The organism is Fibrella musci, from assembly GCF_041321105.1.
Classification (GTDB): domain Bacteria; phylum Bacteroidota; class Bacteroidia; order Cytophagales; family Spirosomataceae; genus Fibrella; species Fibrella musci.
In genome coordinates, this window is the sequence record NZ_JBGGWD010000002.1 from 451,879 (window position 1) to 464,294 (window position 12,416).

Below are 12,416 nucleotides of genomic sequence, written 5' to 3' on the forward strand. Positions count from 1 at the left end.
GAATTGACTCCGTCAACGCCGCAAAAACCAGCCTATAGCGTTACGGGTGTGAAATCGGCCCGATAATAGTGCACAACATCTGGCGGTAGGGCTGTGAGCGTTGGGGCCAGGCGGTTCAGGGCTCGCCACTCGTCCGGCTCAATCATTGTCATGGCGTCATGGATCACCTGCTCGTTGGCCGTTGCCCAGCTTAGGGGGCGTGGCTCCAACTGCGCCCAATAGCCTTTGTTATCACCCGAAAACAACGCTACGCAGGGGACTTGTTCGCCAACCTGCTTTGTGTGCAGGGGCAAGGCGTTCACCTCGATTTTCAGGACGCCCCAAAGCACGGGTTCGTTGCTGTCGTCTTTCTGCATGTTGGCCAGCGCAGCGATAGTGAGCGGCGCTGTGCCTGTCACAATAGCAGGCACCAGCAGGCCATTTTCGTAAGGACCACTGCCCGCCCCCTGCCCCAGCATGTAGCCGAGCAGTAGCACAACGAGCCCCAGCAGCCCAACCACCGTCGCCCAGATGCCATGATCACGTTGCCAGAGCCAGACGCCTAAGCCTAATAACCCGATCCCGATGGCGTAGGTAATCCGCGCCAGCCAGACATACTTCGCCTGAAACTGATCATACCGCTTTATTAACTGCCTGTCGGCATCGAGATTGGCGGCCCGGGTAGCCTGCGAGAAGTTCATCGGTTGGCCCCCCTCGCCCAGTTTATTGTTGTCTGGCATAATTCCGTAGCTGCTATTTGTCTACATAAATAAGCATTTACAATACCTAATACCAGTACACCTGCCAAAAAACGGGTTGTAACGTACCTGACCGTTGGGCGTTACACCGATGCGGCGCGGCCCGCAATCAACATGTGTGAACGGCATAGTTTATCTTCGTAGCTGTTTGCAGTCATTACCATGAGCAAGAAAAACCGTTCGGGCATCGTCTTTTCGACCGACCCCGATTACCAGTATCAGGGCGACGATCAGCCGGCGGCTGATACCTTACCGCCTCAGCAACAACAGCTAAAAGTCTGGCTCGACCGCAAAGGCGGCGGCAAAGTCGTGACGGCGGTGCGGGGTTTTGTGGGTACCGACGCCGACCTGAGCGACTTGGGCAAAGCACTTAAAAACGCCTGTGGCACCGGTGGCACCGTCAAAGACGGCGAAATTCAGATTCAGGGTGATCACCGTGATAAGATCCTCACGTACCTGACGAGCAAAAAATACAACGCGAAAAAGGCGGGGGGATGAGATAACGAGTGAAAGGGCTAACGCAGACACAATGGACGCGTCAGCCCTTTTACTCGTTATCTCATTCATTGTTTCACTCTTTCCCTTTGATGTGCACGTCGGCTTCGAGGCGCGATTGCGTCAGGCCGGTGAAGGTACCGCTGACGGGGGCGGTAAGTTCGGCACGGGCCGATGATGCCAGAAAGATGTGTTTATTGACCACCACCGTGTTTTCGGTCGGGTCGAAGCCCCGCCAGCCTGCACCGGGCAGGTATACCTCGGCCCAGGCGTGAAGTTGATGCTCCTGCTGCGCCGAGCCGAACAGGTAGCCACTCACAAAACGAGCTGCCAGCCCCAGACTCCGGCAAGCCGCCATAAAGAGAGTGGTGTAGTCGCGGCACGAGCCGAGTTGATCAATCAGGGTACGTTCGGGAGGCAGCGGCGCACCCTCTTCCCGGACCGTATACGTAAACTGCCGGATAGCCTGATTCAGTGCTATCAGAAACGGCACGGTTTGCCAGTTTACGCTTGCTGCGACCTGCCGGGCCCAGTTTTCAACGATCTCGGTCACCCCCTCCCGAATCAGGTAGGGCTCCAGCAGTGAACGTACCTGCGGCGGATATGGAAAGGGCACGCGTTGCGTTTCGAACGGATAAAGCACAAAATCGAGCGACTGAAACGGATCGGAATCCAGCTCGATCTGGGCGGTAATAGTCAGGTAATCGGTGGGGCCGCCAAAATAGGCCACCTGCTGTACGTTCCCCTCCACGTCCACATTACGCACTACCTTCGAGGGCTCCGGGCTAATCTGTAGCTCGTAGCGTAGAAGCCGTTGGTATGGGTACGTTCGTGGGTAGAGATATAGCGTGTGCGGTGCCAGCACAACCGGCTGATCGTACTGATACCGCAACTGATGCTCAACAGAAATGTGCATAGAATGAACGATTGTCACTATACAATGAACAGCCGCCGGGTCAATTCGTCCCTCAGAAAATCGGTTTATTGTTTACTGCCCATTGTTGACGGGCTTCACAACCTTATCGAAAATGGGGTCCATCCAATAACTGGGTAGCCGCCTGACCGAATTGTTGAGCAACGCACTCCATTGGTGGGAAATCTCGTCCATGTCGTCTTTCTCGAGCCGATGTTCGGTCATGTGGAAGCTGTCTTTGGTGTATACGACCACATCGAGCGGATAATCGACATCGTTGGCACTGACGCGGGTGGCGTCGAACGCGAGAAAACCGATTTTCAACGCCTCCTGCAAGGTTGAGTCGTACTGGAGGTTTCGGAACAAGAGTGGTTTGCCATAGCCCGAATTTCCAATGATTTTGAACAGCGATCCCGAATCGACTTCGACCCAGTTGCCTTCCGGATACAGCAAAAACAGCTTGTGCTCTTCGTCGTCTTCCAGTTGGCCACCAACAATGGCGTGCAGGTTGAAATTCAATCCGCTGGCAATAATCGACGCCCGGTCTTCGGCAGCCACCCGCTTCACCTGCTCGCCAAAAGCATTGACCGCCTTGTAGAGCTTGTTGAACGTCTGGTCTCGCTCGGCCAGCACTTCACGGAAATACGTGATGGCTTTGTCGCGTACCGACCGCAACCCCGATGTCATGATGAATAACGAATGGTTCTTGACCTCATGAACGGTGATTTTGCGGTTTGTCGAGACTTCTGTCCCCGACGTAAGGCGGGTGTCGGCAATCGCGATCAGCCCTGATTTCACTTTAATCCCTAAGCAGTACGTCATACAAGTTAACACCCGGCCCGGCGAGTTGGGGCAAAGATACAATTATAGGCAAACGCCCGACGCCCCTCAGCGAAACCGTAGCAGTAGCTGTGCTTCGTCATCTTCGCCCCGCGCCGCGCTGAGATTCCCCGGCTGGCTATCCGGATCAGGCTGATTGACGGCCTTAATTTCAGCCTTCAGTGGTAATCCCATACCACTTGTGCCGCTTCCCAGTGTCGCCGTGAATACCAGCGTCGCCGACTCTCCAGCCCGCAGCAGGCTGATGGTTCCACCCACCCGATTCGCCGTGGTAGTCAGGCCAGACGGGGACGACAGGAACGTCAGCCCGGTTGGCAGGGGGTCGGTCTGCACCTGCACATTCGTCGCGTCGAGCCCGCCTTCGTTATGCACGAGCAAACTAAACGATACTACCTGCCCCGGCTCGCCGATCAACAGATTACTGGCCAGAGCCAAACTAAGATCGGCTTTGTTGGCATCGGGCGGCGGCTGGTTGGGCAGCACCGACGGTAGCGGCACCTGGTTAGGGTTAGGCGACACGTAGATGGCGCCAGCCTCTTGCGTCCGGATGTCGACTAGCGCGCAATCATCCTGCCCATCGCCCGTGCCTGACCCAACCTGACTATCCGGGTCAGGCAATGAAGCGGCCGTTATCTGAAACGCGTTGGTGTAGTAGCCCGACACCGTTGGTTTCACGGTAAAAGTTTTGCTTACATAATCGCCGGGGGCCAGTGCAGGCATGGTCCCGGTCAGTTTCGATGCGGTATACGTCAGCCCAGCGTCGGCAGCCGTTACGAGCAGGTTACTGGGTAGCTGATTGTCAAACTGAATACCCGATGCACCACAGGGCCCCTCGTTACGGATGGTCACGGTCAGGGTAAGCGTTTCATTGGTAGCCACTGCCCGACTGGAGCCAGCCACCTGAATGCTCAGGTCAGCGGCGGCGGGGGTAACCGTTACGCTGCGGCTTCCCGATACGCAATCGTAGGCCGGATGCCGATCCTGCACCGAATATTGGCCCGGCGTGGTCACGGTGATACCGGCAGTCGTAGCGCCCGTGTTCCAGATAGCGCGTCCCGCCGCCGATGATTGTAGCGTAACCGATGGGCTACAAAGTACCAGCCCGGATGCGGTAATGCTGGGTACGTCGGGAATCTTCTGACCCGCCGCCACCGACACAGCAGGCGGGAAATAAATCCGCATCTGATCCCGAGAGGTGGGGGTGGCCATCGTACCGCTTTGTACCCGCGAGGCATACGAGCCCTGATCGACCAGCCGCTCCTGACCGGGGGTATTTTCGTCCCAGCGGTACGTTGTAAAGTTGTCTGGCAGGCGTAGTTTTAGTTGTTGGGCGTTGGCGCAGGTGATCGACGCCAACGGCTGCGGTTCGGCCAGATACGGCGTCGACGTCGTGAAGAATGCATTGTTATTGGCGGTGAGGTTGTCGGCCCACAACTGCGCATAGTACAGTTGCCCTGACGTTGAGTAGTGCGCACCGTCGGGTCGGTAGGGCGTTGGGCCGGTAGTTCCCACAGGAGGGTCCAGATCTGGGCCTAGATACACCTTTGCCTGCGCAGGGTCATTGTTGATGTCGGCTACCGACAGCAGCTGGGCATTGCGCACGTGGTCGTGGCGCATGCTGACGTAGGATGAAACGGCAATGACCCAGGCGAGCTGATTCTTGTTCAGTTTCTGCCGAATCTGCTTCATCGACTCACGGAAATACATCCTGATGTCTTCCTGCGACTTGTCTCGATCGTTTTCACCATGAATGACCAATATGCCACGTATGCCCGTCGAAGGCACATACAGGTTCATGAGGTTACGCAGGTTGGCATAGGGCATCTGCAAATCCCAGCGACAGAAGCCGTGCTCGAAGTACTGATTGTTCATCGAGAGGTAAGTCATGTGTATACTGGTCCCGCCAAAACCCGCCCCATAAAGCAAAACGGGCACCCCCAGTTTCTGTACCAGAAAATCGCCCATCCGCGCCCAAAGCCAGGGTTCGCCGTGAAAGGGAGCTGCCCCCTGCCCAGTTACCCATTGTTCAAACACCGGGTCGGGCAGATACTGCGGATCACCCGTTTGTTCGTACGTATGAAAGCGCTGGTTAATATCCAGTCTGACCTTTACAACGCGTTCGTCCGTAGCACCGCCCGGCGAGTCACACTCGTTGGTGCCATTGCAGGTACTGCCCTGTGCGTTGGAGTGGCCATAAATGGCAAACACTTCGCCGATGCCAAAATGAGCCAGTGAACTCGTGCCCACGATTTGCCCATTTCGTTTACCACGGATCTCAATGCGATACCACCCACCCTGAGCCGTGAGCGTGCCATTGAACTGACCATTGACGGGGTTCATCTGAAGGGTGGCCCAGGCTGTTGTCTGACCACCCTGAAGGCTCACGAACCGGCCTTCCACCTGATCCAGTTGCACCGAGTAACTACCCGCGATCTGTACAGACGCCGTATTATCATTTGACCGCTGTACTACCATCCGCTCGAGCGGATAAGTGAGTTGTATCTGTGCAATGCTTTTCGCACTTGTACAACAAAACAGAAATACGAAAATACCAAATACCCCTATTCTGCTATTTCGACACAGAATAGACACCAATTTCTGTATAACTATCTCCATATTAAGGTACATAATTTGCACCCTAATTGAGCAATAACTATGCCTTTCAGCCTACCTATGTAGGCTGAAGCCTCCTAGCTTAACAACCTGAATAGGCCATCTATTCACCGTTGGGCGGGCTGTTTGTCGGCGCAGACCCGCTCATCCGCGCTCGTAGCGCAAATAAGTCGAATCGGCTGCGGCCCAGTTCCTTTTCCATGTCGCTGAGCTCGATCTGCAACGCATTGATCGAAATCGAAATTTCCCAGACAGAAATCACCAGCGCCGCAATCTGGAGCAACAGCGCCAGCCCAAACAAATAGCTGGCCAATACCTGGCTCCCTTTATAAATCACGAACATACAAACGGCACTCACCAGCAGGCTCAGTACCGCCAGAATCTGGATGTTACGAATCAGTCGCAGCCGCTTATGCAGGCTTTTGATCTGCTGCACGTAAACCGTTTCGGGGTTGGTACGAAATTTCTCGTGCAGGTCGCGGATGAGGCTCGAAATAGCCAGAAAGCGGTTTGTGAAAGCAATCATCAACAGCGAAACAGTCGAGAAAAGCAGGGCAGGTGTACTGATGGTGAGTTCCATAAACTGGCGTAAATAGGTATGCAGCCGCGGTCTAAAACCCCTGTGGACTGCGATCGGTTACCGTTGGTTTGGTAAACTTCGCGTCTGAGATTAAAACTGGCTATCCTGATTTGGTAACGCCGTAACTTGCGCGGGCGTTTCAATGAGCAACCAACCCAATTATGGCTGAAAAGCGGAATCCGGCATTAGTTTTTATTTTCATCACCGTCCTGATCGACTGTATTGGCATTGGCGTAATTATCCCCGTTGTTCCGAAGTTGATCGAAGAACTTACGGGCAGCGGTCTCAGCACGGCCTCGCAGTATGGGGGCTGGCTGACGTTTGCTTATGCCATCATGCAGTTTGCCTTTGCGCCTGTATTGGGTGGCCTGAGCGATCGTTTCGGGCGACGACCGGTGCTGTTGATTTCGCTGTTTGGACTGGGCATCGATTTCCTGGTCTCGGCCTACGCGCCCACCATCGGTTGGTTGTTTTTTGCCCGGATTGTGGCGGGGCTCTGCGGGGCTAGTTTCACCACAGCCAACGCATATATCGCTGATATCAGCACGCCCGACAAACGGGCTCAGAATTTCGGGCTAATCGGGGCTGGCTTTGGGCTGGGCTTTATTATCGGCCCCACTCTTGGTGCCTTTTTCAGCTCCTACGGCCCTCGGGTGCCTTTTCTGGTGGCGGCGGCGCTTTCGTTGCTCAACTGGTTGTATGGCTTCTTTGTACTCCCCGAATCGCTGGCTCCCGAAAACCGCCGGGCGTTCGACTGGCGGCGGGCCAATGCGCTTGGCTCCTTCCGGGCACTTATGCGCTACCGGTCGCTGCTGACGCTGATTGTGGCGCTGGTGTTTATGTATCTGGCCGGGCAGGTGATGCAATCCGTCTGGACGTATTTTACCATGCTCAAATTTGGCTGGACCGAGCGGCTCGTGGGTATTTCGCTGGGGGTAGTCGGGCTGGCCGTAGCCATCGTGCAGGCGGGGCTTATCCGGCTGATCATTCCGAAAATTGGTCAGAAGAATGCCGTTTTTCTGGGACTATCCATTTATGTAGTCAGCTTTATCGGGTTTGCTTTCGCTACGCAGAGCTGGATGGTGTTTGCGCTCATTGCGCCTTACTCGTTTGCGGGCATTACCGGCCCAGCCATTCAGGGTATTATATCGGGGCAGATTCCGCCCAATGAGCAGGGCGAATTGCAGGGCGGGCTTACCAGCCTAATGAGCCTGACGGGTATTGTTGGGCCACTGCTGATGACCAACCTGTTCGCTTATTTTACCAAGCCCGGCGCACCCGTTTATTTTCCTGGTGCCCCTTACCTGATGGGGGCCATCTTTATCATTATCAGCCTCTTTCTTACGGTAAATGCGTTGAAAAACTACGTTCAGCCAGCGAAAGTGGAGGTCCCGCTGCCCGTAGAAGGGCACTAGTGGGCGGGTGCGATCGAAGCAGCCGTTTGCGCGGCCAGATGCTCGGCAATCAGGCCGGAGTTGATGTTGAGGCTACGCAGAATACCCGTGAGTGGGGTCGAAAAACCCAGAAAATACAGGCCAGCCAGTTCGGGCTGGTCGTACCAGAGGGCAGTGGGGTAGCCGCGTTCATTTAATATGCGCGCGGCGAGTTCCGGCTCCAGCAATTCCCCAAGAGCCGGTCGGTAGCCAGTAGCGAGTACGATGGCATCGAACGGTCGCTCCGAGCCGTCAGCAAACGTTACTGACTGTTCGTTGATCTGTCTGATACCCGGCACCACGGCGATGTTGCCTGCTTTGATTTGATCCAACGTACCCAGATCGATCACCGGGATACGTTCAAACTCACGAATCAGCCGCGAAGGCGGGTACTTCGGCTTGCCCAATCCATAAGCTGACAAATCGCCTACAGTGAGTTGTTGCGAAATGCCCGCCACCAGATCATAAAACCAGTTGGGAAACTTGTTCAGGAAGATAGCCGTCGGCTGAGTGGGTTTGCCAAACACATCACGCCGGACAATGCTGATTGGGCCGCGTACCGAAATAGTCGCCTGGGCGCCATGCTCAAACAGATCGAGTGCCAATTCGGCACCGGTATTGCCCATCCCCACGACCAGCACCTGTTTACCCCGAAACGGATCACCATTCCGATAGGCCCGGCTGTGGATAACATCGCCCTTAAATGTGGACAAACCCGGCAGTTGCGGCTGATTGGGCACGCGGTTATAGCCAGTTGCCACCACGACAGTGTCAGCCAGGTACGTGTCGGTCTTGGTCTGAACAGTCCACCGCCCCAATTGGGCATGTTTATTCTGGGTACGTTCGTCCCGGGTACGTCCATACTGGGTACGTTCGATACGAATAACCGACTGATTAAACCGGGGTTCGATGCCGAACTGCTGGGTGTAGTCTTCCAGGTACGTTACCAGTTGGGCGCGCGAAACGTAGGTGGGATAATCGGGCGGGAACGGCAGAAACGGGAGCGCCGAATACTCTTTTACCGTATGCAGATGCAGCCGGTCGTAATGATTACGCCAGGCCACGCCCACTTTGTTGCTGGCTTCGAGGAGCGTAAATGGCAACTGTCGGTGGGCCAGTTGGCCAGCCATAGCCAGACCTCCCGGCCCGGCTCCCAGAATGAGCGTCGATGATTGCATGCTGTAAAACTAGTTAAAGGTCCAATGCCTAACGGTCAACATAGCTGACGCGTCTTCTGCTCGCGTCAGCTATGTTGACCGTTAGGCATTGGACCTTTAACTTATACTATAACAGATTCAACCGGTACTGAAGCATGGTTTTGGCCAGTAGCGCCAGTTTCTGTGGGTCGGGTACCCGGATGCGTTCGTTTTGAATGCGCGAAGCCGGTACGCCTTTGATCTTATTGAAGAGTTTCAGGTAATAGGTGTAGGCCAGATGCACACCCATTTTAGCGCCGCGCGGCAGTTCCAGAATGCCTTTATAGGCATCGTCGAAATCGCGCTGAATATCGTCTTCGATCAATTGCTTGGCGTCGCGGCTGAAATCCGTAAAATCTACGCCAGGGAAGTAGGTACGTCCCCGCTCCTGATAATCGCTCTTGATGTCGCGCAAGAAGTTCACCTTCTGAAAAGCCGAACCGAGTTTACGGGCAGGCTCGCGTAGTCGACTGTATTCATCGCAATCGCCTTCGCAGAATACCCGCAGGCACATCAGGCCAACCACCTCGGCCGAGCCGTAAATGTATTCCGAATAGCCTGCGGTGTCGTAATCGTGCCGGTGCAGGTCCATTTCCATACTGTGCAGAAAAGCGTCGATCAGTTCGCGCTCGATTTGGTACTCCCGCACCACCAGTTGAAACGAGTGCAACACCGGGTTCAGGCTAATGCCTTCTTCGATAGCGCGGTACGCATCGGCCCGGAACCGGTTCAGCAAGTCCTGCTTGTCGTGGTCGTGGAAGGTGTCTACGATTTCGTCGGCATACCGAACGAAGCCATAAATGGCATAGATGGGTAAATGAAACTTCTTGTCAAGTGTTCGAATACCCAGGGTGAAGGAGGTACTGTACCGCTCGGTTATGAGCTTACTGCACTCCAGCGCAGTCTGGTTGAATAACGACATCATACGGCTAAAGGCTCAGGAAAATGATGTTCAACGTTTGTGATTAACGTTCATGTTACTATCCTGCCGAGGCAAGATACTAACTCCGGCGTAGGAAACGACTTAAACATCAAACGTTAAATTCTTTGGCTACTTCATCGGCCACGACTAACCCAGAAATCAGCGAGGGCGGAACGCCGGGCCCGGGAACGGTAAGCTGACCAGTATAAAACAGGTTACGTACTTTTTTGTTTTTGAGGTTCGGTTTCAGGAAGGCCGTTTGCAACAGCGTATTCGCCAATCCGTAGGCATTCCCCCGAAACGCATTGTAGTCGGTTTTGAAGTCGCGGTGGGCGTAACTGCGTTTATACACCACGTGGTCGCGCACATTCTCACCCACGTAGGCCTCTAGACGTTGCATGATCAGGTGGTAATAATGCTCGCGCGTGGCTTCGTCGTCGGTCAGGTCGGGGGCTACGGGTATAAGCAGGAATAAGTTTTCCATACCCGCCGGGGCTACGCTCGGGTCGGTTTTCGACGGGGCCGAGGCGTAGAAAAGGGGGCGCGTAGGCCACTTGGGCGTTTCGTAAATCTCCTGCGCGTGCAGGCCGAAGTCTTCGTCGAAAAACAAATTGTGATGCTGTAGCTTCGGAATACGCTTGTTGACGCCGAGATAAAACAGCAACGACGACGGTGCCATCACCCGTTTTTTCCAGTAATCGTCGCTGTAATTGCGCTCGTTCGGAGCTACCAGCGCTGTTTCAACGTGGTTGTAGTCGGCGCTTGCCACCACCACATCGGCCTCAAAAATGCCCTGATTTGTGTGGATGCGTTTGGCGGTGGTTTGGCCACCCGAACCGGCTACGGTTTCGATGCGTTCAACCGCTTCGTTGTAGAGAATTTTTACGCCTTTCTCTTCGGCCAACGCCACCATGCCTCTAACGATCTCGTGCATGCCGCCCATCGGGTACCAAGTACCGCCGGTCATCTCGGCGTAATTCATCAGGCTATACATGGCGGGCGTGTTCTGCGGCGTGGCTCCCAGAAACAGAATCGGAAACTCGATCAGTTGCAGCAGCCGTGGGTGCTTGAAAAACTTGCGGGCGTGGCTGGCAAACGACTGGAAAACATCGAGCCGCGCCACGTCGTAGAGCAGCTTCAAACTCATGAACTCGGTGATGGAACGGCTCGGGCGCCACACAAAATCGTGAATACCCACTTTGTATTTGTAGGCTGCCTGCTGCAAAAACGCATCGAGGCGCGCGCCGCTTCCCGGCTCGATCTGATCGAAGAGGGCTTTCAGTTCGGTAAGGCTAGCTGGAATATCCACGGCCTCATCAGGCCCAAACACAACGCTGTAGGACGGGTCAAGTCGAACTAGATTGTAGTAATCGGCTGGTTTTTTACCGAAGCGGGCAAAGTAGGTTTCGAAAACGTCGGGCATCCAATACCAGCTTGGGCCCATATCGAATGTGAACCCTTCGGCCCGAAAAAGCCGGGCCCGACCACCGGGCGACTCGTTTTTTTCGAGGATGGTAACGTCATAGCCTTTGTCGGCTAGACTCGTGGCAACAGATAGGCCGGAAAAGCCAGCCCCAATAACAGTAACGCGTGTAGGCATTCTTTACAGTTCAAAGTCAAATGTTCAAGGTTCAACTCCGCTTTATTCATCCGTCACCTCGTGAGCTTATAAGAGCACAACATTGGACGTTGACCATCGGACTTTGAACTCGTCAATAAGCACAAAAAAAGTTAGACGCAGCGCATCTAACTTTTCGGAACCTTCCTCTTTTTTAACCAAAAACTACTCAATCAATATATACTGTCGGAGTACCAGACTCCTTTGATGAGAGTACCAGACTCCTTTGATGAAATGTAATGCTACGACACCTTACGAATTGAAGTGGGCGTACACGTGCAATTTGCTTTTGAGCTCTTTGCGGGCAATGTGAATGCGGTTTTTCACCGTTCCAATGGGGATATCCAGTTTTGCAGCGATCTCGTGGTATTTGAAACCCCGGAAGTGCATCATAAACGGTGTCCGGTACGTGTCATCGAGGTTGTTTACTGCCCGAGCAATGTCTTCCTGAGCAAACGACGAATACGCGAGGTTATCGGTGCTGCTTTCGGTTGAGTTTATATAGTGCAGGTTGTCCGTCGTATCGATAAACGTATTCTTCCGGATCATGCGCTGGTAATTTGTGATGAACGTGTTTTTCATGATCGTATACAACCATGCTTTCAGGTTTGTACCGTCCGTGTACTTGTCACGATTCGTAAACGCCTTCAACAGCGTGTCTTGCAATAAGTCGTTGGCGTCTTCTGCGTCTTTCGTCAAGCGGAGCGCGAACGGACGAAGGGATTTAGAAACCTTACCAATGTGGTATGTAAATTCAAGCGCTGTCATGATTACGAAAAGTTTTCTTGTTGAACCGATCTTGCTTCCACTTAGACAAAATCCCGACCAGTTTTTCAGCGATTCAGACCACCCATCCTTTTTTCAAAACAAAACACTGATAAACAGTCACTTAAAAACCAATTTAAACTTGTGCCAATTGAATCTACTACTCCCTCAGTATGGGGTGATGGGTAGAAAATTCCCCACTTTGTGGAACAGCCCCTGTGTATTTTGTTGAACAATTTTACAGCATAAGTTCAACAAAAAAAATTTTCTACAAAAAAATCCGCGAAACTCAAGCCTGTTTGAT

General features: G+C 53.8%; 11 protein-coding genes. 2 read left to right on the forward strand and 9 right to left on the reverse strand.

Annotated features, from left to right (window positions below):
• Positions 1–32: 32 nt before the first annotated feature.
• Positions 33–719, reverse strand: coding sequence for a DUF3239 domain-containing protein (locus ACAW74_RS07605; RefSeq protein ID WP_370697590.1), 687 nt, complete (start codon positions 717–719; stop codon positions 33–35).
• Between the two features lie 180 nt (positions 720–899).
• On the opposite strand from ACAW74_RS07605, the gene ACAW74_RS07610 reads away from it, so the two are divergent.
• Positions 900–1,235, forward strand: coding sequence for a translation initiation factor (locus ACAW74_RS07610; RefSeq protein WP_370697591.1), 336 nt, complete (start codon positions 900–902; stop codon positions 1,233–1,235).
• A 73-nt stretch (positions 1,236–1,308) separates the two neighbouring features.
• On the opposite strand, the gene ACAW74_RS07615 is transcribed toward ACAW74_RS07610, so the two are convergent.
• The 4 genes from ACAW74_RS07615 to ACAW74_RS07630 all read right to left on the reverse strand — a co-directional run bounded on the left by ACAW74_RS07615 (position 1,309) and on the right by ACAW74_RS07630 (position 6,178).
• Positions 1,309–2,148: a transglutaminase family protein gene (locus tag ACAW74_RS07615; RefSeq protein ID WP_370697592.1), complete on the reverse strand. Its 840-nt coding sequence runs from the start codon at positions 2,146–2,148 to the stop codon at positions 1,309–1,311.
• 72 nt (positions 2,149–2,220) lie between these two features.
• The gene (locus ACAW74_RS07620) at positions 2,221–2,967 is read right to left on the reverse strand and encodes a proteasome-type protease (protein ID WP_370697593.1); all 747 of its coding nucleotides are present in this window, start codon (positions 2,965–2,967) and stop codon (positions 2,221–2,223) included.
• A 66-nt stretch (positions 2,968–3,033) separates the two neighbouring features.
• Positions 3,034–5,460: a DUF11 domain-containing protein gene (locus ACAW74_RS07625; protein ID WP_370697594.1), complete on the reverse strand. Its 2,427-nt coding sequence runs from the start codon at positions 5,458–5,460 to the stop codon at positions 3,034–3,036.
• A 241-nt stretch (positions 5,461–5,701) separates the two neighbouring features.
• Positions 5,702–6,178, reverse strand: a complete 477-nt coding sequence (locus ACAW74_RS07630) for a DUF2721 domain-containing protein (protein ID WP_370697595.1) — start codon at positions 6,176–6,178, stop codon at positions 5,702–5,704.
• A gap of 161 nt (positions 6,179–6,339) precedes the next feature.
• On the opposite strand from ACAW74_RS07630, the gene ACAW74_RS07635 reads away from it, so the two are divergent.
• A complete protein-coding gene (locus tag ACAW74_RS07635) occupies positions 6,340–7,593 on the forward strand; it encodes a TCR/Tet family MFS transporter (protein ID WP_370697596.1) in 1,254 nt (417 codons plus the stop codon).
• On the opposite strand, the gene ACAW74_RS07640 is transcribed toward ACAW74_RS07635, so the two are convergent.
• From ACAW74_RS07640 to ACAW74_RS07655, 4 genes are all read right to left on the reverse strand, one after another.
• The gene (locus tag ACAW74_RS07640) at positions 7,590–8,789 is read right to left on the reverse strand and encodes a flavin-containing monooxygenase (RefSeq protein WP_370697597.1); all 1,200 of its coding nucleotides are present in this window, start codon (positions 8,787–8,789) and stop codon (positions 7,590–7,592) included. The two genes, ACAW74_RS07635 and ACAW74_RS07640, sit on opposite strands and share 4 nt — an antisense overlap.
• A 106-nt stretch (positions 8,790–8,895) precedes the next feature.
• Positions 8,896–9,732 (reverse strand): phytoene/squalene synthase family protein, encoded by an 837-nt coding sequence (locus tag ACAW74_RS07645; RefSeq protein ID WP_370697598.1) that lies wholly within the window; start codon positions 9,730–9,732, stop codon positions 8,896–8,898.
• 106 nt (positions 9,733–9,838) lie between these two features.
• Complete coding sequence (gene crtID, locus ACAW74_RS07650; RefSeq protein ID WP_370697599.1) at positions 9,839–11,329, reverse strand: bifunctional phytoene desaturase/3,4-desaturase; 1,491 nt, start codon at positions 11,327–11,329, stop codon at positions 9,839–9,841.
• A gap of 270 nt (positions 11,330–11,599) precedes the next feature.
• Positions 11,600–12,115, reverse strand: a complete 516-nt coding sequence (locus tag ACAW74_RS07655) for an RNA polymerase sigma factor (protein WP_015330001.1) — start codon at positions 12,113–12,115, stop codon at positions 11,600–11,602.
• Positions 12,116–12,416 lie beyond the last annotated feature (301 nt).

Bases quoted from the DNA above. Each gene is read 5' to 3' on its own strand.
- ACAW74_RS07640 (WP_370697597.1), bottom strand. From the start codon at position 8,789: ATGCAATCATCGACGCTCATTCTGGGAGCCGGGCCGGGAGGTCTGGCT.
- ACAW74_RS07620 (WP_370697593.1), bottom strand. From the start codon at position 2,967: ATGACGTACTGCTTAGGGATTAAAGTGAAATCAGGGCTGATCGCGATT.
- ACAW74_RS07645 (WP_370697598.1), bottom strand. From the start codon at position 9,732: ATGATGTCGTTATTCAACCAGACTGCGCTGGAGTGCAGTAAGCTCATA.
- ACAW74_RS07610 (WP_370697591.1), top strand. From the start codon at position 900: ATGAGCAAGAAAAACCGTTCGGGCATCGTCTTTTCGACCGACCCCGAT.
- ACAW74_RS07615 (WP_370697592.1), bottom strand. From the start codon at position 2,148: ATGCACATTTCTGTTGAGCATCAGTTGCGGTATCAGTACGATCAGCCG.
- ACAW74_RS07635 (WP_370697596.1), top strand. From the start codon at position 6,340: ATGGCTGAAAAGCGGAATCCGGCATTAGTTTTTATTTTCATCACCGTC.
- ACAW74_RS07630 (WP_370697595.1), bottom strand. From the start codon at position 6,178: ATGGAACTCACCATCAGTACACCTGCCCTGCTTTTCTCGACTGTTTCG.
- ACAW74_RS07655 (WP_015330001.1), bottom strand. From the start codon at position 12,115: ATGACAGCGCTTGAATTTACATACCACATTGGTAAGGTTTCTAAATCC.
- ACAW74_RS07605 (WP_370697590.1), bottom strand. From the start codon at position 719: ATGCCAGACAACAATAAACTGGGCGAGGGGGGCCAACCGATGAACTTC.
- crtID (WP_370697599.1), bottom strand. From the start codon at position 11,329: ATGCCTACACGCGTTACTGTTATTGGGGCTGGCTTTTCCGGCCTATCT.
- ACAW74_RS07625 (WP_370697594.1), bottom strand. From the start codon at position 5,460: ATGGTAGTACAGCGGTCAAATGATAATACGGCGTCTGTACAGATCGCG.